Origin of the sequence: Bradyrhizobium jicamae, from assembly GCF_018130695.1 — a bacterium.
GTDB lineage: Bacteria > Pseudomonadota > Alphaproteobacteria > Rhizobiales > Xanthobacteraceae > Bradyrhizobium > Bradyrhizobium jicamae_B.
The window spans coordinates 101,016-120,437 of sequence record NZ_JAFCJX010000018.1 but is presented as its reverse complement, the minus strand read 5'-3'; the positions used below and the strand labels follow the sequence as shown (position 1 = coordinate 120,437).

The window sequence follows — 19,422 nt, the reverse complement described above, 5'->3', positions numbered from 1 at the left end:
GTTTGTTTGCCTTTTCGGTGAATAGTTCCTCAATCCGTATGGTTAATTTTTCCTGTTGCGTTGAGTTCGCGTTGACCACCAGCGCGCGTGGCGTGACCCGAAGAGTAACCCCTCGGCCGATGCACGCGGCACTTCACATGGAAGCTGGGGTCAATGCTTAATTACGACCAGCCGATCAACCAGGCCAAGCCTGAACCTCGCCAGGCGCGTGCTTTGGCGGGCTTCAACGTGCTCGACTTGATCAAGCTGCTGTGGGCCCGCAAGATCGCGATCATCTCCGCGGCGCTGATCTGCGCCTGCATCGCGGTTGCGATCGGCAAGAGCCTGTCGGCGAAGTACACTGCATCCGCGCAGCTCTATGTCGACCCGCGCGAGCTGCAGCTGGTCGAGCGCGAGTTGACCCCGCGCGCGCAGGATGTCTCCGGCCTCGCCATGGTGGTCGAGAGCCAGTCGCGCCTGATCACCTCCAACAACGTGCTGCTGCAGGTGATCCGCGACACCAATCTCGACAAGGATCCCGAGTTCGGCGGCGGCGCTGCCGGCAAGAGCCTGTTCGCATCGCTGCTCGGCCTGTTCGGCATCGAGGTCAAGCCGACCGCGGAACAGCAGAAGCAGATCGAGATGGGCGCGCTCGATGCGCTCAACCGTCACATCAACGTCAAGAAGACCGATCGCACCTTCATCGTCGACATCGACGTGTGGTCGTACGAGCCGGCCAAGGCCGCGATGCTCGCCAACGCGATCGCCAAGGCCTATCTCGCCGAGTCCAAGCAGTCGCAGTCGGCGGCCGCGCGGCGCGCCACCAACGACCTGTCCGGCCGGCTGAAGGAGCTGCAGCAGCGGTTGCGCAACGCCGAGGAAGCGCTGGCGACCTACAATGCGCAGAACAATTTCGTCGGCTCGCAGGACACCCAGATGAGCGACCAGCAGCTCGCCGCGAGTACCCAGCGGCTCGCCGCCGCGCGCGCGCTGACGCTGGACGCGCAGGCCAAGTTCGACCAGATCGACGCCAGCCGCCGCTCCTCGGGCGATCCGGGCGCGTTTCCCGAAGCACTGCAGTCGCAGACCATCGCCAATCTGCGCGCGCAATATGCCGACGCCAAGAAGCGACAGGCCGAGCTGCAGGCCGAACTCGGACCACGCCATCCGGCGCTCCGCCAGGCCGAGCAGCAGGTCGAGGACCTGCGCCGCACCATCAAGGAAGAAGTCGACCGTTTCGCCATTGCTGCGAAGAATGACCTGACCCGCGCCCGCGACTACGAGGCCGGGCTGACCAAAGCGCTCGACGCGCAGAAACGCCAGAGCGTGCAGATGAGCCAGGCCTCGGTGCGCCGGCGCGAGCTCGAACGCGATGTCGAGGCCAGCCGCGAGGTTTACCAGTCCTTCCTGAAGCGCTCGCGTGAAACCGAGGAGCAGGAAAGCCTCAACACCTCGAGCGCGCGCGTGATCGGCGATGCGACCGTCCCGCAGCGCCGCACCTTCCCGCCGGCGATGAGCCTGCTCGCGATGCTCGGCTTCATGCTTGGCGGGCTCGCCGCCGCCGCCTGGGTCATCGCCGTCGACCGCCTGGCGCCGGATGCCGACCCGATCCGGCCGCGGGAGCAGCCGAAGACCGTCAAGCCGGTCGAGAAGCAAACCGTCGCCGCGATGGCCAAGCCGCCGATTGCAGCGCCGCCGAAGGCACGACCCGCGACCGGCATGGTCGAGAAGCCGCTGATCGTGCGCCTGCAGGAATCCGACGTGATGCGCACACTGGGCGGCATCCTGACCGGCGACACCACCGCCGACGTCACGCGGTTCGGCTGGCCGACCGTGCGCCCCGGCGCGTTCCTCGACACCATGCACACGATGAGCGAAGGCCTTGCGGATCGCACTGCGACCGGCACGGCTCCCGTGCTCGCGGTGATCGGCCCGAGCGACGGCGAGGGGCGCAGCGTCGTTGCGCTCAACATCGCGCTGTCGGCCGCGCGCGACGGCGCCAGGGTGCTGATGATCGATGCCGATCACACGGCGCACCCGCTCTCCGACAAGGTCGCCCATCTCGGCAAGAAGGAAGCGAGCCGCTACGGCTGGCTCAGCATCGGCAACAAGGCGGCCCGCGCGGTCAACACCGCCAACGGCATCGCCATCCTGCCCACGGTCAAGGGCAGCGACGCCAAGGCCGGTGATGCCATCCGCAAGGCGATCGCGCAGGCCCGCACCGCGGGCGGCTACGATCTGGTGATCCTGGACGGTCCCGCGATGCCTTGGGGCGCTGCGGACCGCAAACTGTTCGACGTCGCCGACGGCCTCGCCGCGGTGCTGCCGATCGATCTCGATATCAATGACTGCATGGAAGACATCATCACCGCGCTCGGTGGAGAAGAGCGCAAGCTGGTCGGTGTCATCCTCGATGAGCTCAATCCCCTGGTCGTCAACTTTCAGCGAGACAAACAGTATGCGTGAACGTCGCGCCAACCCGATCGGACGAGCGGTCACCGCCGGCGTCCCCCGTGTCACCATCGGCGGTCTTCGGCTCGCCGTGCTCGATCTCGAACAGACCGCCAATTTCATGGTCGACTGCGTGTTTCCGCAGCGTCGCGCCGAGCGGCCGCTCTACATGACCTCGGCCAATGGCGAGGTGCTGGCACGTTGCTCGACCGAGCCGATGACCGACCGGCTGTTCCGCGCCGCCGATCTGATCAATGCCGACGGCCAGCCGCTGGTCACGATGTCGAAATTCCGCACGGCACGCGCGCTGCCCGAGCGCGTCGCCACCACCGACCTGTTCCACGTCGTGGCGCGCAAAGCCCAGGCCAATGGCCTGACCTTCTACATGTTCGGCGCCGACGAGGCGGAGAACGCCGCGGCCGTTGCCAGTGTCCGCAAGATGTATCCGAACCTCAAGATCGTCGGCCACTCGCACGGCTATCTGCGCGGCGATGCGCTGAAGGCCAAGGTCGACGAGATCAACGCGCTGGCGCCCGACTATCTCTGGGTCGCGCTCGGCGTGCCCTATGAGCAGGCCTTCGTCGAAGAGTACACGCCGCATCTGTCGAAGGTCGGTGTCATCAAGACCTCGGGTGGGCTGTTCAACTTCCTGTCCGGCTCGCGCCCCCGCGCGCCGCAATGGATGCAGGCCGTCGGCCTGGAATGGGCGTGGCGGATCTGGCTCGAGCCGCGCCGCCTCGCGTGGCGCTATTTGACCACCAATCCGCGCGCGCTCTATCTCCTGGTCAACAGGAACGAGCGGCCGAAGCGCGGCTAGATTTGCGCTCTTCTCCAATAAGAAAGGGTCCCGGCCGCATCGCGTCCGGGACCCTTTGTTGTCGCGCGTCAGAGCGGCTTGATCTGCACCTTGCGGAACTTGACCACGCCCGAGCCGTACTGGAGCGCGATGTGGCCGCTGGCGTGCTTGGAATCCTGCGCGTCGACCGTCTTCTGTCCGTTCAGCGTCACGACGAAATGCGGGCCCTGCGCCGTGATCTCATAGACATTCCACTTGCCCGCCGCCTTCGGCATCGGGTCGACCTTGCCGACGTCGACAATGGCGCCGGTGCCGTAGGTCGGATCCGGCCGCTTGTCGAAGATGTTGACCTCGTAGCAGACCTTGGAATCGATGGTCTTGTTGGTCTCGCAGCGGATGAAGATGCCGCTGTTGGCGTCCTCGTCGGTCCAGAACTCGGCGCGGATCTGGAAATCCCTGTAGGTGTTCTTGCTGACGAGATAGGACAGATCCTTGCCGTCGAGCTTGTCGGCGACCAGCGCGCCGTCCTTCATGGCCCAATTGGCTTTGCCGACCTCGTCCCACTCGCCCTTGTTGGAGCTGTCGAGCAGCGTGACCCAGCCGTCGCTCTGGCCCATGGCGGTGGTCGAGAATTGCAGCACGGCGGCGCCGATCAAGAGGCCGGCGGCGAGTGTCGAGACCGATTTCATGAAGTTGATCCTCCCAAGGGTTGTTCTAGTTGGCGCGCAACCTAGCATCGCCGCGCGCAAGGACAATCCCGTTTTTCATGTTGCAGCTGCGTGACGAGCGTCCTCGTTGTCGCATAGTTGGATGATCACGCATGCGCGTGCGCCGCCTTGCCTTGACTGCGGGACGGGCTAGCATTCCGGCCAAACAACAAGGCGCCGACGGGCCGGCGTTCACAGGGGAGAGCACGATGACGATTTCGAACCGCGCGTGGCGATATCTGCTGATCCCCCTCATCTTCGCCGGCATGCTGAGCATCAGCTCGGCCGCCGAGCTCAATCCCGCCGCCGTCACCTACAAGCTGCCGGACCAGATCCCCTGGGGCCCGGTCGATGCACGCGGCGCACAGAGCGCGGTGGTGGTCGGTGATCCCACCAAGCCCGGCTTCTACATAGTCTACAACAAGTGGACCAAGGGCAATCACTTCAGCCGGCCGCATTTCCATCCCAACGACCGCTACATCGTGGTGCTGCAGGGCACCTGGTGGGTCGGCTCCGGTCCGAAATTCGATTCCGAGCACGGCACCGTGCCCCTGCCGGCCGGCAGCTTCATCACCCATTACGGCAAGCAGGTGCATTGGGACGGCGCCAAGGACGAGGACGCCGTGCTGCTGATCATGGGCGAAGGGCCGGCGACCTCGACGGCGGCGGAAGAGAAATAGCAGCTAGCAACCATTCCATCAGCGACGCGTTTCGTCTCCATCATTTGCAAGGAGATGGAACATGGCTATGGCTTCCGAAATCCGGGAACATATGGACGTGATCTCGTCCGACAGGAAGACGGTCGGCAAGGTGGATCACATGGAAGGAACCGACAAGATCAAGCTGACCAGGCAGAGCTCGCCTGACGGCCAGCACCATCATTTCATTCCGCTGTCCTGGGTCGACCATGTGGACCAACACGTCCATCTCAACAAGTCGGGCGCGGACGTCACCTCGCACTGGCAGCACGGCCGCCAGTAGGCGCGTTGCACCGGCCGCAGCCGCTGCTATCATCACGCCCCAGGAATGAGGCCTTCGATGCATCCCGCTGCGCAACTGCAATTTGCCCGTATCGTCGACGAGTTCGTGCGCTGGCGCGCGATATCGGAACCCGAGCGGCCCCCGGCACCGGCATGGTGGTGGGGGCCGGCGTTCGAGGTACGCGGGATCGACGTCAAGCTGCCGCGGCACTGGTGCCGGCAACTACGGCTCGCCGAGGACGCGACCTATGCCGACGGCGCCGAGGTGCTGCGGCGCGCGCTGGCGGGGCAGACCGTTCAGCCGTGGCCGTATGACTTCTCGCGCATGATCGACTCGACCGATTCCGACGTCCGCGACCTGCACGTCCAGCCGTCAGACGACAGCGCGTTTCCGCCGTAGATCTTCCACGTCTCGCGGCGCCGGGCGCAGCAATTCGGCGAGATCGCGCGGCGGCAGCGGCCGGCTGAACAGGAACCCCTGCATCTCGTCACAGGCGTGCGCGCGCAGGAATTCCTGCTGCTCGGAGGTCTCGACGCCCTCGGCGACGATGGTCATGCCGAGCGCCTTGCCCATGCTGATGATAGCTTGTGCAATCGCGACGTCCTCGGAATCATTGGGCAGGTCGCGCACGAAGGAACGGTCGATCTTGATGGTGTCGATCGGGAACTGCTTCATCAGCGACATCGACGAATAGCCGGTGCCGAAATCGTCGATCGCCAGCCGAATGCCGCGGCTCTGGATCGCATCGAGCACGCGGACCGCGCGGGTGACGTTGCGCATCACCATGCTCTCGGTGACCTCGAGCTGCAGCAGCACCGCCGACATGCCGCTCGCCCCCAACGCCTCGTCGACGTCGTTGAGCAGATGCGGATCGGCGAATTGGCGCGGCGACAGATTGACCGCCATGGTGACCGGACGCAGGCCGCGGCGTTGCCAGGCCATGTTCTGCGCACAGGCTTCCTTCAGCACCCAGCGGCCGATCGGCACGATCAGGCCGGTCTCTTCGGCCAGCGGAATGAACTGCCCGGGCGACACCATGCCGAGCTCGGGATGGGTCCAGCGCAGCAGCGCCTCGACGCCGCTGATCTGGCCGCTCGCCATGTCGACCTTGGGCTGATAGTGCAGCGAGAACTGCTCGCGCTCGAGCGCGCGGCGCAGCGCGTTCTCCAGGGTCAGGCGCTCGATCGACTGCGCCTTGATCTCGCCCGAGAAGAAGCGGAAGCCGTTCTTGCCGTCCTCCTTGGCGAGATACATCGCCAGGTCCGCGTTCTTGGTCAGCGCCTGCACGTCGGCGCCGTCGGTCGGGTACATCGCAATGCCGATCGAGGCCGTGGTGTGGCATTCATGGCCGCTCAGCAGCATCGGCTGGCTGAGCACCGACAGCAGCTCGCCGGCGATCCGCTCGACGTCTGCGCGCTCCGTCGTCTCCTCCAGAATGACGACGAATTCGTCGCCGCCGAGCCGCGCCACCACGTCGCTGGCGCGCAAGGCTCCGCGCAGGCGGTTGGCGATTTCGACCAGCAGCATGTCGCCGGCATCGTGGCCGAGCGAGTCGTTGATCACCTTGAAACGGTCGAGGTCGATGAACAGCACGCCGAACTGGCGCTGATGACGGTCCGCCCGCGCGATCGCCTGGCGCAGCAGCTCGTTGAACATCTCGCGGTTGGGAAGATTGGTCAGGCTGTCATGCGACGCGAGAAATTCGATGCGCTCGTCGGCCTTGTTCTTCGCGTCGGCGCGGTCGAAATTCTCCAGCGCGAACGCCAGATTGTCGGCCAGCCGCTGCAGCAGCTCGGCGAACTCGGGTGTGAACGTATCCTTCTCGATGGCGACGAAGATCATGACGCCGACGACATTCCCCTTGACGATCAACGGAAATGAGGCGCCGGCCTTGGTGCCGTCCCTCAGCGCCTGCTCGTGGAAGGCGCGGGTGTGCGGATCGGCGAAATAGTCGTTGATGATGCAGGCCCGCCTGGAGCGATAGGCCCGCCCGGCGCCGCCACGGCCTTCCGGATGCGCCTCGTTGATCGACAGCGTCACCCCGCGCGCACCCGCGGCAGTCGGGCCGCCGGTTGCGACGATTTCCATGTAATCGCTGTCCGGTCTCACCAGCGCGATGGTGGTCGAGGTGAAGCGGCCGCCGGTCGCCGCGGCTTCGCACACCAGCTGGTACAGCTCGTCACGCGATTGCGCGCGCATGATCGCTTCATTGGTCGCGCTGAGCGAGGCGAACATCCGCGACAGCCACTGCTTCTGCTCGTCGGCGCGGGCCTTGTCCTCGGCACGGTCGAAATTATCGAGCGCAAACGAAACGTTCTCGGCCAGCCGCTTCAGCAGGCCGATCATTTCGAGGCTGAAGGCGCCGAGCTCGCTGGACAGGAACACCAGCGCGCCGATCGCCTCGCCATTCTTCAAGAGCGGCAGCGCGGCGCCGGACTGCGTGCCGCTGTCGCGGACCACCTGGTAGAAATGCGATTCCGCGCCGAAATCGCCGAGATAGTCGTTGCTGATGCAGGGATTGCAGGTGCGGATCGCGACGCCGGTCAGGCTCTGCCCTTCGGGAAGCGAGGCGTCGGCCGACAATCGCACGCCCATGGCTCTGGCCCGGTCGGGGCCGGAAGATGCCACGTTTTCCAGGAACGGCTCGCCCGGCCGCACCAGCGCGATCGCGGTCGAGGTGAACTGGCCGCCGACGGCCGCGGCGTCGCACACCAGCTCGAACATCTCGGCGCGGGATTTCGCCCGCATGATCGCCTCGTTGGTGGCGCTGAGCGCGGCGAACATCCGCGTCAACCGTTCCTTCTGCTCCTCCGCCCTGGTCTTCTCGTCGGCACGGTCGAAGCTGCCGAGCGCGTAGGAGACGTTGTCGGCGAGCCGCTGCAACAGCTCGGCGAACTCGGCGGTGAAGGTGTTGCGTTTGGCCGAGATGAACAGCATCACGCCGACCGCCTGGCCATCGACCAGCAGCGGGAACGCGGCGCCCGCGCGCGCCGCCTCGCGATCGATCACGTCGCGGAACGCGCTGTTGGCGACGTCGCGAAGGAAGTCGTTGTTGATGCAGGCACGGCGATCACGAAATGCCCGACCGCTGACGCCGCGCCCTTCCGCCAGCGCCTCATTGTGCGAGACGCGCAGACGGCGCGCGTTGGCTTCGGTCGGACCTGCGACCGCGACCATCTCGAAGAAGTCATCGCCCGGCTTCACCATCAGGATGCTGGTGGAGTTGAAGCCGCCGCCGGTCGCCGCCGCGGCACACACCAGCTCGAACATCTCGGCGCGGGATTTCGCCCGCATGATCGCCTCGTTGGTGGCGCTTAACGCGGCGAACATCCGCGACAGCCGTTGCTTCTCGGCGTCGGCCCTGGCCTTCTCGCTGACACGGGCAAAATTGTCGAGCGCGACCGAGACGTTCTCGGCGATCCGCGCCAGGAGCGCGATGATCTCCTCGTCCGCCGCCCAGGAATTGCCGATAAAGAAGGTCAGCACGCCGATGCTGTTGCCGAGCCTGGTCAGCGGGAGCGCGACGCAGGCCATCAGGCTGGTGTCATCGGGCGATCTCTTCAGCGACGCTGATTTCGGGATGTCGTTGTTGATGCAGGGCCGCTGAGTACGAAACGCTTCGCCGCAGATGGTCTTGCCGTAGACGTTGTCCGGATCGGTCGAGAAGCGGGTTTGGGTGATCAGGTCGATCGCCTCGCCGGTGCCGGCGACCGGCTCCAGCCAGTGCGTGTCGGGTTCGGCCAGCAGCACCACGGTCGCGAAGGATTTTCCGCTGTAGACCGCCGCGTCGCAAACGCGCTGGTAGAGATCGTGCTCGGTCTTGGCACGCAGGATCGCCTCGTTGGTGGCGCTGATGGCGCCGAACATCCGGGTGAGGCGCCGTGCCGTCCGCTCGCCGCTCTTGCGCGAGGCTTCGTGATCGAAATTATCCAGCGCAAAGGACACGTTCGCGGCCATGCGCTCGAGCAGCGAGACGATCTCCGCGCCGAGCGAATGGGTCTCGCGCCGCGTCACCAGGAACACACCGACGGTGCGCCCGTTGCAGACCAGCGGCATCGCCGCCGCCGCGCCGACGCCGCCCTTGGCCGCATTGGTGCGCCAGGCCGCCGAGTAGGCATCGCCGATATAGTCGTTGCTGACGCAGGTCGCGCGGGTGCGGAAGGCGCGCCCGCAGACGCCCTCACCCTCGGGCGTGTTGGCAATGATGGAAATGTTGATGCTGCGCAGCCGCGCGACGTCATCACCGACGCCGGCCGCGAAGGTCAGGAGGCTGGTCTCGTCTTCGAGCAGGAAAACGGAAGTCGCCAGGAAGTCGCCGCTGGAGAAGGCGGCCTCACAGACCTTGGCGTACAATTCCTCCGGCGATTTCGCGTACAGAATCGCTTCATTGGTGGCGCTCAACGCCGCAAATGTCCGCCCGATTGCCGTATGCACAGTCTCGCAGGCCCGCCGGGCCGTCCCCCTCACATTACCCGTGTACCTTGCCAGCGAGAGGCCTAAGTGGACGTTAGGAACCGCGCCAAGTTGCGACTTAGAGTAAATGCTTGACCAACAAGATCGGCCGCTCCCCGCAGAACTACGGCCCTGGCTGCCTCAGATCGGGCCACGCCGCCGGCGGGAGACAGGATCGGAAACAAAGCTGCTCAAATTCCGCTCCGTGGCCGCATCCTTTCCATTCCGTGAAACAGCCGCGGCGAGCACCCTGCTCCCGGTATGGCGGACCGGATTTTCTGCCCTTGCTCGCGCTCCGGCGCTTTGAGACCATGGCGTTAACGACACGAAGCAAGACCTGCATCCCATGCGGGCCCCATGGCGAGGAATTCCCATGCCGATCGTCCAAGCCGACCGTCTCACGCGCATTGGTGCTGAGCTGCTCAAAGCCGCCGGGGCCTTGGATGAGGAGGCCCAAGCCGTCGCCTCCGGCTGTGTCAACGCCAATCTCGCCGGCCACGACTCCCACGGCGTGATCGCGATCCCGACCTATATCGATCGCATCAAGGCCGGCCACATCGTGCCCGGTGCCAAATGGACCATCGTGCAGGAGACGCCGACCACGACCGTGATCGACGGCCATTGGGGCTTCGGCTTCCACGTCAATGCCAAGGCGATGGAGTTGACCATCAACAAGGCGAAGACCGCCAACGTCGCGGCCTGCACCGTGTTCCGCCAGAGCCATGTCGGGCGCCTGGCGCATTATCCGCTGATGGCGATGCGCGAGGGGATGATCGGGATTGCCGCCGCCGATTCCGGCCGCTCGCCCAAGCATGTCGCACCGTTCGGCGGCCGCGAGGCGCGGCTCGGCACCAACCCGATCTCGATCGCGGTGCCGTCCGATCTCGAGGCGCCGTTCTATCTGGACATGGCGACCTCGGCTGTCGCCGCCGGCAAGATCCAGCTTGCGGTCGCGCGCGGCGAAGAGATCCCGAAGGGCTGGATCATCGATGCCGAGGGCCGCGACACGACCGATCCCAGGGACTACCGCAAGGGCGGCGCACTGCTGCCGCTCGGCGGCAGCGAGGGCTACAAGGGCTCGGGTCTCGCCGCAATGGTCGAGGTGCTCTGCGGCCTGCTCACGGGATTGGGCTTCGGCGTCGAGCCGACCGGCCGCCACAATGACGGCTGCTTCATGGCGGTGTTCAACGTCGCGGCGTTCCGGCCGCTGAAGGATTTCAGGCGCGAGGTCGCCGAATTCGCCCGCTATCTGAAATCGACACCGCCGTCCGAAGGCAGCCGCGGCGTGTTCTATCCCGGCGAGGTCGAATTCCTGCGCGAGCTTGAGCGCCGCAAGCACGGCATCGAAATCGAGGACGCGACCTGGGACAAGCTCAAGGCGATCGCCGCCGACCATAAGCTCGCCAACGAACTCAATCTGCACTGATCACTCTGCCCGGCTTGGCCCAAGGAGAACAAGATGACACGGCAAATGGCGTTGGTTGGCTTTCTGCAGGCCCAGAACTGCACCAACCTGCCGAGCTCATGGCGTCATCCGGACTCGCGCGACGATTCGATGTCGGCGGATTACTACCAGGAGATCGCACGCATCCTGGAGCGCGGCAAGTTCCACATGGCGTTCTTCGACGATCGCCTGGCGATGCCGGACCGCTATGGCAATGATCACGCCCACACCGTCGAATACGGCATCCGCTGCGTGAAGATGGATCCGATCGTGGTGCTGACCACGATGGGCATGGTGACCGCAAAGCTCGGCCTCGCCTCCACCGCCTCCACCACCTATTACGAGCCGTTCGACGTCGCGCGCCGGTTTGCCACGCTCGACCTGATGACCAGCGGCCGCGCCGCCTGGAACGTGGTCACGTCGGTGAACGACGGCGAAGCGCTCAACATGGGCAAGGAGCACCACCTCGAACACGACCTGCGCTACGACCGCGCCGACGAATTCATGGAAGTGGTGCTCGGCCACTGGGATTCCTGGGAAGACGGCTCGCTGATCATCGACAAGACAAGCGGCCGCTTTGCCGATCCGACCAAGGTGAAGCGGCTCGACCATCAGGGGCAATTCTTCAAGTCGCGCGGGCCGTTCACGGTGCCGCGCTCGCAGCAGGGGCATCCCGTCGTGATCCAGGCCGGCGCGTCCGGTCGCGGGCAAAGGTTCGCCGGACGCTGGGGCGAGGTGATCTTCACGGCGGCGCGTAATCTCGCCAATGCCAAGCAGGGCTATGACGCGATCCGCGGCGAGGCCGCCAAGGCCGGCCGCGATCCCGAGCAGATGCGCCTCTGCAACCTGACGACGCCGGTGTGCGGCGCGACCAAGACTGAAGCGGAAGACCGGATGGCGCTGATCCAGAAGCTGCCGCTCGAGATCGACGCGCTGTCGCTGCTCGCCGAGGGCCTCAACTTCGATTTCGGCGCCAAGGAGATCGATGAGCCACTGACCACGGAGGAGTTGCAGGGCATGCAAGGCATGCTCGGCATCCGCGACGGCGTGCTGCGCACCTCCGGCAAGACCAATCCATCGACCCGCGACTTCATCACCTTCTCCGGCCGCGGCCAGGTGCAGGACGCCATCGTCGGTGGCCCGAAGGAGATCGCCGACAAGCTCGAGGACATGTTCGTGAACCGCGGCTGCGACGGCTTCGTCATCGCGGCCAGCTATGTCCCCGGCTCCTACACCGACTTCGTCAACCATGTGGTGCCGGAGCTGCAGCGCCGCGGCCTGTTTCACAAGGATTATGCCGGCACGACGTTGCGCAAGAATCTCGGGCTACGGCGCCCGCTTGCCGGCGCGTGGAAGACGAAGCAGCAGGCGGCCGCGGAATAAAGGGGACACATCATGCGCTGGCTCAAATTCACCGCTGCAGGCAAGACATCGTGGGGTCTCGTCGAGGGCGACAAGGTCACGACCGTCGCCGGCGATCCCTTCGGCGAATGGAGCAGGACGGCGCAGACCCACGCGCTGAAGGACGTGAAGATCGAGCTGCCGCTGATCCCGCGCACCTTCTACTGCGTCGGGCTGAATTATCTGAAGCATCTCAAGGAAGCCGCCGACAAGGCCGGCACCGTCCCCAACATCCCCGACCGTCCCGAGATCGGCTACCGCGCGCAGAACGCGCTGATCGCGCACGATGAAGATGTCGTGATCCCCGCCCACGCCACCGAGAAGATTCACTACGAGGGCGAACTCGCGGTGGTGATCGGCAGACGCGTGAAGCATCTGACCGAGGCCAATGCGATGGACTGCGTGTTCGGCTACACCATCGGCAACGACGTCTCCGAGCGCACCTGGCAGAAGGCCGACCGCAGCCTGTGGCGCTCCAAGAATGCCGACACCTTCAAGCCGATGGGCCCGTGGATCGAGACCTCAGTCGACCTCGACACAATGGAGACCGCGATCCGCGTCAACGGCAAGGAAACCGGCCGCTTCCGCACCAGCGACATGATCTTCGGCATCGTGCCGTTCCTGGTCGAGCTGACCAAATATTTCACCCTGTGGCCCGGCGACGTGATCTGGATGGGCACCGACGGCGCCTCGCCGGATCTGAAGGACGGCGATGTCGTCGAGATCGACATCACCGGCATCGGCACGCTGCGCAACAGGTTTGTGCGGGAGCAGGCGTAGCGCGCCGCGCAGAATTGTAGGATGGGTGGAGCACAGCGATACCCATCATTTCAACACGCGGCACGAAGTTGATGGGTATCGCTTGCGCTCCACCCATCCTACGGGGCAATACCCTCCCGCTATTTGTCCAGCAGTTGCATCAGCGTCGCATTGTAGCGGTCGCCGGCGATGGCGCCCGGGGCGAACATCTCGGCGATTTCGGCGATCTCATCCTCATTCAGGCGAATCTCGAGCGCGCCCAGGTTCTCGGTGAGGAAAGCCAGCGTGTCGCAGCCGCAAATCGCGATCATGTGCTTGTTGCGATTGAGCAGCCAGGCCAGCGCGAGCTGCGAGGTGTCGCAGCCGCGCGCACGCGCGATGTCGCCGAGGCGATCGACCAGCGCGACGTTCCTTGGAAAATTCTCCGGCGAGAAGCGCGGAAAATGCCGGCGCACGTCCTTTGGCCCGAGCTGATCGAGGCTGCGCAGCCGGCCCGTCAACATGCCGCGGCCGAGCGGCGAGAACGCCATCAGCGTGACGCCGAGCTCGCCATAAACGGCGAGCATCGCGTCCTCGAGGTCACGGGTCCAGAGCGAGTATTCGGCCTGCACGGCTGATATCGGATGCACCGCGCAGGCGCGGCGCAGCGTCTTCGCGGAAACTTCGCAGAGGCCGAGATAGCGGACCTTGCCTTGCGCGACCAGATCGGCCATCGCGCCGACCGTGTCCTCGATCGGCACGTTCGGATCGAGGCGATGCTGGAAATAGAGGTCGATGTGATCGGTGCCGAGGCGGCGCAGCGAGTCCTCGCAAGCCTTGCGGACATAGGCGGGATCGCCGCAGGTGCCGAGGCCTTTCTCGGCGCGGACATAGCCGAATTTCGAGGAGATCAGCACCTCGTGCCGGCGCCCCTGCAGGGCGGATGCAACCAGTTGCTCGTTGTGCCCCCAGCCATAGTAATCCGCGGTGTCGATCAGGTTGATGCCCGCATCGACGGCGCGGCGGATCACCTCCCTGGATTCGTCATCCGAGCGCGCGCCATAGGCATTGCTCATGGAGTAGCAGCCGAGCGCCATGGCCGTGGTCTTGACGCCGGTCCGGCCGAGCTGCCGCTGGAAGAATGGATCGTGCATATGTTCGTCTCCCCGACAATCAGGGCTTTTCGATCGCCTTGTCCATCAGCACCCAGGACGTGCCGTCGAATTTCGCGAGCCGCATCTCCTCGATCGGGAAGAAGTCATCGGCGCTGGTGTTGAGCCGGATGCCCGGCAACAGCATCGGCAATTCGACGTTCTTCAAGGACGCCGCCTGCTTCATGACGTTCTCGCGCGTCAGGTCGTCGCCGCATTGCTTGAGCACGGCAACGATGGTCTGCGCCATGGAGTAGCCATAGACGTTGCTGGCGTCGGCGAGGTTGCCGCGCGGGTACCACTGCTTCATAAACGCGACCCAGTCGAGATAGGCCTTGTCGTTCTCCCAGCTCTTGTCGGTCGGATCCTTCAGGTAGGCCGAGGTGACCGAGCCGATCGACTTCTCGAGTCCCGCCGGCGCCAGCGCCGAACCGACGGACGCACCGACGCTGGCGATGAATGTGGAGGGCCGCCAATTCAGCTCGAAAGCGCGACGGATCGCCTGTGCGACGAAGCGCGGGTTGGCATGAAGGAAGAAGACGTCGGCACCGGCGGTCTTCAGCACGACGACCTGTGAATCGACGGTGGGATCGGTCACCTCGTAGGAGACTTCACCGACGATCTGCTTGGTGGCCTCGCCGAGCCCGGCCCTGAACCCCTTGACGTAGTCCTTCCCGGAATCGTCGTTCTGGTAGAGGATGCCGATCTTCGCGTTCGGATGCGCACCCAATGCGTATTTTGCAAGCGCGGCGCCCTCGGCCTGGTAGCTCGGCTGCCAGCCCATGGTCCACGGGAAATTCTTCGGATCGCCCCAGCGCGTCGCGCCGCTCGCGACCAAAAGCTGCGGGACCTTGCGGCCGTTGAGATATTTTTGCACGGCGACGTTCGGTGCGGTGCCGAGCGAGGCCGCGACGAACAGCACCTCGTCGCTTTCGACCAGTTTTCGCGTTTGCTCGACCGTCTTCGGCGGGCTGAAGCCGTCGTCATAGCTGATGAAATTGATCTTGCGGCCGTTGACGCCGCCCTCGGAATTGACCTTCTCGAAATAGGCCGCCATGGCCTGGCCGATAGTGCCGTAGGACGAGGCCGGGCCGCTGTAGGGCATGGTCTGGCCGATCTTGATCTCCGTGTCGGACGCGCCGGTGTCGTATTTCTTCTGCGCCGCGGCCGGCTCGGCCGCCAATGCAGTGACCACGAGGCCCGCAAGAACGGACGGCCACAAGGCTCCCTTCGACATCATTACCTCCCCTGTTTTGTTTTGATTGTCGTCGTCAGGCGGTTCGCCGCTGGCGGCTCGCCTCGTAGACGGTCATGCCGGCGGCCGGATCGAGATCGGTCTCGGTCGCTTCCGTCAGCCGCGCCATCATCATGTAGAATCCGACGGTGAGAATCGTCTCGACGATCTCCTGCTCGCTGAACTCAGCGCGCATCGCGGCAAAGGTCGGGTCCGACACCCGCACGTTCTCGATGACCTCGCGGCCAAAGGCGAGCAGCGCGCTCTGCGCCGCATTGAAGGCCTCGCCCTCATACTGGCCGCGCTCGACACCGTCGATCTGCGACTGGGTGACACCGACGCCGAGTGCGATCGGCACGTGCTGGCGCCACTCATAGGCACCGCCCTCCCATTGCGCGACCTGCAGGATCAACAGCTCGCGGTTGACGTGGCTGAGCTTCTGCTTGTGCAGGATGGAGTTGGCGAAACGCATCGCCGGGATGAAATTGGTCTCGGCATGCGCGAGCATGCGGAAGATGTTGAGCTTGATCGGCATCCGGTCGAACACGGTGCGCATGTCACCGCTCGTGGTGTCGGGATCAATCAGGGGCAAGCGGGCCATGTTCGCTCTCCTTGAAGTCTTGTGGTTCGCGCTCAGGCGGTCGCCAGCACGATCTTGCCGAAATGTTCGTTGCGCGCCATCCGCGTGAAGGCCTCCGCGGCCTGTTCGAGCGGATAGACCTTGTCGACCGGCAGCCGTAGCGCGCCGGAAGCCAGCGCCGGGCCGAGTGCGCGCGTCGCCTTCGCGACGATCTCCTCGACCTGGGCCGCGCTGCGAGTGCGGAAGGTGACGCCGACATAAGTGATGCGGCGCATCGAATGCTGATCGAGATCGATCTCGCAGCGGTCACCGGCAAGACGACCGACATTGACGATGCGGCCGCCGATCCGCGTCGCCTGCAGATGGTCGTTCACCAGCGGGCCGGCGACGAGATCGACCAGGAGATCGACGCCTTTGCCGCCGGTGGCGTCGCGCACCTGCGCCACCCAATCCGGCGCGCGCGTGTCGATGACGACGTCGGCGCCGAATTCCATCAGCCGCGCCCGCCGCTCCGGCGACGTCGACGAACCGATCACGAGGCCGGCGCGCAGATATTTTGCGGTCTGCAGGCCGAGCAATCCGACGCCGGAGCTTGCGCCCTGGATCAGCACCGCCTGCCCGGCTTCGAGCAGCCCGTTGGTCGCGATCGCATCGTGCATGGTCTGCAGCGCGACCGGCAGTGTCGAGGCCTGCTCGTGAGAGAGACCGTCGGGCATGGCATAGATGCGGCGCGCACTGGCGACGACGAACTCGGCGAAGGCACCACCACCGCCCGCCATCACACGATCGCCGACGCGCCAGGTTTTCACGGCGTCGCCGACCTCGATCACCTCGCCGGCCCATTCCAGCCCGAGCACCGAGCCCATGCCGCCGACGCGGCCGTGGGATGCCCCCTTCAGCATCGCGAGATCAGCGCGGTTCAGCGAGCTTGCTTTCACGTGCACCAGAACTTCATCGGACTTGGGCTGTGGCCGTGGCACATCCTTCAGCACCGGACCATCGGCACTCGACACGATCGCGCGCATCATCGGCTCTTCACGTCGCGGATCGGATTGGTGCCATCCCAGCTCAAGGCTTCCTGCCGGATGCGCTCGAAGAAGCGGCCCTTGCTGCCGCTGATGTCGGAGATCTCGACGATGGTTCCGGGATGCGCTTCAGTATCGAAATAGGCGAAGCGGCCCTGCTCGCCGCCGATCTGGCCTTCGTGGCCGACCTTGTAGCCGAGCGACAGCGCGCGGTCGTAGAGCGCCTGATAGTCACGCGTCCAGTACGACATGTGCTGCAGGCCTTCGCGGCCGGCGTCGAGGAATTCCTTGTACATCGAGGGCGCGTCGTTGCGCTGCTGGATCAGCTCGATCTGCAGGTCGCCGGAGTTCGCCAGCGCGACACTCATCTCCATGCCGGAGTCCTTGCCGCGGTAACGGAAGTAGTCGGTCTTGACGCGATCGATGTAGTACCAGGGGCCGACGCCCATCACCTTGACCCAGTGGTCCATCGCAGCGTGGATGTCGCGCACGACATATCCGTTCTGACTGACGGCTCCGAAGATGCGGCTCATGGGCTTCCCCGTTCGGCGTTTCTGATCTTGCTGGTGAAGCTGTCAGACGCATGCCGCCGCCGAGCCGGGTAGTTCCGGCGCCTGCGCGATCGGCTGGCTACGCCTGTCAAGCTCCCGATGTCGTTTCCTCGCTTGGACGTCCCTATAACGAGTTCTGGAAACGTTTTCAATATTGTCTTTTTTTATTGTCTCATCTATATGATTTTACTTGTATATATAATAAGAAACGGTACTTGTTTTTGACTCCTTGACCCAATTGGGGACGGCATTCGCGGGCCATGCCCGGGCTCTGGAAACGCGCTCCAGAATCGCAGCACAATCGATGACGACACCGGGCAAGACAGCACTGATGGCCACACCACAACGAAGCGCATCCGCACGACCGACCATTCGCGACGTCGCGGCCAAGGCCGGCGTGTCCGTCAGCAGCGTCAGCCGCGTGCTGAACGGCGGACCGCACACGAGTCCCGAGTTGCATGCGCGCATCATGCGCGTGGTCAATCGCCTCGGCTTCGAGCCGCATTCGGCCGCGCAGGCGCTGCGTTCGCGCGCCAGCAACACGATCGGCTGCATGGTGGCCGACCTCTCCAACCCGCTCTACAGCGACATGGTCAACGCCGCTGAAGAGGAATTCCAGCGTGCCGGCTATGTGCTGATGCTGGCGGCGACGCGGCACGAGGAGGCGCGCGAGACCGCCTTCATCTCGGCGGTGCGCCGGCGGCGGATGGACGGCCTGCTGCTGTTTGCCGGCGACAATGCGCACGCGGATTTCGCCGCGAGCCTTGCGACACTCGATCTGCCCTGCGTCGCGATCGACCGCGAGGTGCCTGATGTCCCCTCGGTGCGCGCCGACCATCGCGGCGGCGGGCTCGAGATCACACGCCACCTGATCGGCCTCGGCCATCGCCGCATCGCGCTCTTGACCGGGCGCGCCGCGTTGCTGCCGAGTTCGGAACGACTTGCCGGCTATCGCCAGGCCCATGCCGAGGCCGGCATCGACGTCGACCCCGATCTGGTGCGGCCGCAGATGCAGGGCTCAGGCACGCCGTTCAGCGAAGTCCGCCAGTTGCTACAGGGCGAAAGCCGCCCGACGGCCATCATCACGCTGGGCACCCACATGCTCGCCGGCGTCATGGAAGCGCTGGCCAGCCAGGGGCTTCATTATCCCGACGACATCTCCCTCGTCTGCATCGGCGACACCGACCTCGCCCGTCATGCGACGCCCGCGATCAGCGCGCTGACCTGGGATCTCGACGAGGTCGGCCGGATCGCCGCGCGGATCCTGCTGGAGCGGATCCGCGACGGCGACAAGGCGCATGACCCGCGGCCGGTCTATCTGCCGACCCGCTTCATCATGCGCCATTCCTGCACACCGCCGCGCGAGCGCTGACAGCGGTTTATTGCGACAGATTCTCGAAGATGCGGGCCGATAGCGAGTTGAGCACCTGAAGCTCGGTCTTCGAGAGACCGCCCAGCGCTTCCTGGAACACCGCGGCCGTCTTCTCGCGGGTCTTGTCGAGCAGCGCACGCCCCTTGTCGGATATCATCACCTCGGTCGAGCGGGCATCTGCGCTCGAGGTGCGCACGGTGACAAAACCCTCCGTCACCATGCGGTTGATGGTCTTGGCCATGGTCGAGATGTTGACTACGCAATCGTCGGCGATTTCAGACACCGTGATCGGCTCATGCTCAACCAAAAGCGACAGCACGCGCCAGCGGGCGTGATCGATTCCCATCGGCTTCAGCACCGTGTTCATCCGCGCGTAATATTGCGCGAGCATGCGGACGGTCTGGTAGAACGGCGAACGGCTGGCAACGAAGCGGCTGTCATCGCTTTTGACGTGCTGCTTGATCTTGTCGAACTCGTCTTTTCGCATCTCGATTCCGCAAATGCCCAGGCGTTAAGCGATCGCCCCGTCGCAACCATCCCTAGGATAAAGGCGTTGCGAT

At 64.9% G+C, this 19,422-nt stretch carries 17 protein-coding genes; 9 read left to right on the top strand and 8 right to left on the bottom strand.

The window, feature by feature from the left end:
- Positions 1–153 precede the first annotated feature (153 nt).
- A complete protein-coding gene (locus JQ604_RS25360; RefSeq protein WP_212363225.1) occupies positions 154–2,445 on the top strand; it encodes an exopolysaccharide transport family protein in 2,292 nt (763 codons plus the stop codon).
- Positions 2,438–3,247, top strand: coding sequence for a WecB/TagA/CpsF family glycosyltransferase (locus tag JQ604_RS25355; RefSeq protein ID WP_212363224.1), 810 nt, complete (start codon positions 2,438–2,440; stop codon positions 3,245–3,247). The genes JQ604_RS25360 and JQ604_RS25355 overlap by 8 nt, the downstream gene beginning before the upstream one ends.
- A 68-nt stretch (positions 3,248–3,315) precedes the next feature.
- Here the strand turns inward: JQ604_RS25355 and JQ604_RS25350 are convergent, their stop codons facing one another.
- Positions 3,316–3,915, bottom strand: coding sequence for a 3-keto-disaccharide hydrolase (locus tag JQ604_RS25350; protein WP_212363223.1), 600 nt, complete (start codon positions 3,913–3,915; stop codon positions 3,316–3,318).
- 227 nt (positions 3,916–4,142) lie between these two features.
- Between JQ604_RS25350 and JQ604_RS25345 the strand changes: the two genes are divergently transcribed.
- From JQ604_RS25345 to JQ604_RS25335, 3 genes are all read left to right on the top strand, one after another.
- On the top strand, positions 4,143–4,613 hold the full coding sequence (locus tag JQ604_RS25345) for a cupin domain-containing protein (protein ID WP_249158631.1): 471 nt from the start codon (positions 4,143–4,145) through the stop codon (positions 4,611–4,613).
- 61 nt (positions 4,614–4,674) lie between these two features.
- A complete protein-coding gene (locus tag JQ604_RS25340) occupies positions 4,675–4,914 on the top strand; it encodes a DUF2171 domain-containing protein (RefSeq protein WP_212363222.1) in 240 nt (79 codons plus the stop codon).
- A gap of 45 nt (positions 4,915–4,959) precedes the next feature.
- Positions 4,960–5,313, top strand: coding sequence for a hypothetical protein (locus JQ604_RS25335; RefSeq protein ID WP_349631141.1), 354 nt, complete (start codon positions 4,960–4,962; stop codon positions 5,311–5,313).
- Here the strand turns inward: JQ604_RS25335 and JQ604_RS25330 are convergent.
- Positions 5,287–9,348, bottom strand: a complete 4,062-nt coding sequence (locus JQ604_RS25330; RefSeq protein ID WP_212363221.1) for a bifunctional diguanylate cyclase/phosphodiesterase — start codon at positions 9,346–9,348, stop codon at positions 5,287–5,289. The two genes, JQ604_RS25335 and JQ604_RS25330, sit on opposite strands and share 27 nt — an antisense overlap.
- A gap of 391 nt (positions 9,349–9,739) precedes the next feature.
- On the opposite strand from JQ604_RS25330, the gene JQ604_RS25325 reads away from it, so the two are divergent.
- From JQ604_RS25325 to JQ604_RS25315, 3 genes are read left to right on the top strand one after another with little or no spacing between them, the layout of a single operon-like run.
- A complete protein-coding gene (locus JQ604_RS25325) occupies positions 9,740–10,792 on the top strand; it encodes an Ldh family oxidoreductase (RefSeq protein WP_212363220.1) in 1,053 nt (350 codons plus the stop codon).
- A gap of 33 nt (positions 10,793–10,825) precedes the next feature.
- Positions 10,826–12,193: an LLM class flavin-dependent oxidoreductase gene (locus JQ604_RS25320; RefSeq protein WP_212363219.1), complete on the top strand. Its 1,368-nt coding sequence runs from the start codon at positions 10,826–10,828 to the stop codon at positions 12,191–12,193.
- Positions 12,194–12,205: 12 nt separating this feature from the next.
- Complete coding sequence (locus tag JQ604_RS25315) at positions 12,206–12,991, top strand: fumarylacetoacetate hydrolase family protein (RefSeq protein ID WP_212363218.1); 786 nt, start codon at positions 12,206–12,208, stop codon at positions 12,989–12,991.
- A 119-nt stretch (positions 12,992–13,110) separates the two neighbouring features.
- Here the strand turns inward: JQ604_RS25315 and JQ604_RS25310 are convergent, their stop codons facing one another.
- The 5 genes from JQ604_RS25310 to JQ604_RS25290 are packed head-to-tail and all read right to left on the bottom strand — an operon-like array spanning position 13,111 to position 17,472.
- Positions 13,111–14,103, bottom strand: coding sequence for an aldo/keto reductase (locus tag JQ604_RS25310; protein WP_212363217.1), 993 nt, complete (start codon positions 14,101–14,103; stop codon positions 13,111–13,113).
- A 19-nt stretch (positions 14,104–14,122) separates the two neighbouring features.
- Positions 14,123–15,337, bottom strand: coding sequence for an ABC transporter substrate-binding protein (locus tag JQ604_RS25305; RefSeq protein ID WP_212363215.1), 1,215 nt, complete (start codon positions 15,335–15,337; stop codon positions 14,123–14,125).
- A 34-nt stretch (positions 15,338–15,371) separates the two neighbouring features.
- Positions 15,372–15,935, bottom strand: coding sequence for a carboxymuconolactone decarboxylase family protein (locus tag JQ604_RS25300; RefSeq protein ID WP_212363214.1), 564 nt, complete (start codon positions 15,933–15,935; stop codon positions 15,372–15,374).
- 32 nt (positions 15,936–15,967) lie between these two features.
- Positions 15,968–16,939 (bottom strand): zinc-binding dehydrogenase, encoded by a 972-nt coding sequence (locus JQ604_RS25295; RefSeq protein ID WP_212363213.1) that lies wholly within the window; start codon positions 16,937–16,939, stop codon positions 15,968–15,970.
- The gene (locus JQ604_RS25290; RefSeq protein ID WP_212363212.1) at positions 16,939–17,472 is read right to left on the bottom strand and encodes a VOC family protein; all 534 of its coding nucleotides are present in this window, start codon (positions 17,470–17,472) and stop codon (positions 16,939–16,941) included. The genes JQ604_RS25295 and JQ604_RS25290 overlap by 1 nt, the downstream gene beginning before the upstream one ends.
- Before the next feature lie 349 nt (positions 17,473–17,821).
- On the opposite strand from JQ604_RS25290, the gene JQ604_RS25285 reads away from it, so the two are divergent.
- Positions 17,822–18,862 (top strand): LacI family DNA-binding transcriptional regulator, encoded by a 1,041-nt coding sequence (locus tag JQ604_RS25285; protein WP_212363211.1) that lies wholly within the window; start codon positions 17,822–17,824, stop codon positions 18,860–18,862.
- 7 nt (positions 18,863–18,869) lie between these two features.
- Here the strand turns inward: JQ604_RS25285 and JQ604_RS25280 are convergent, their stop codons facing one another.
- Positions 18,870–19,349: a MarR family winged helix-turn-helix transcriptional regulator gene (locus tag JQ604_RS25280; RefSeq protein ID WP_212363210.1), complete on the bottom strand. Its 480-nt coding sequence runs from the start codon at positions 19,347–19,349 to the stop codon at positions 18,870–18,872.
- Between the last annotated feature and the right edge of the window lie 73 nt (positions 19,350–19,422).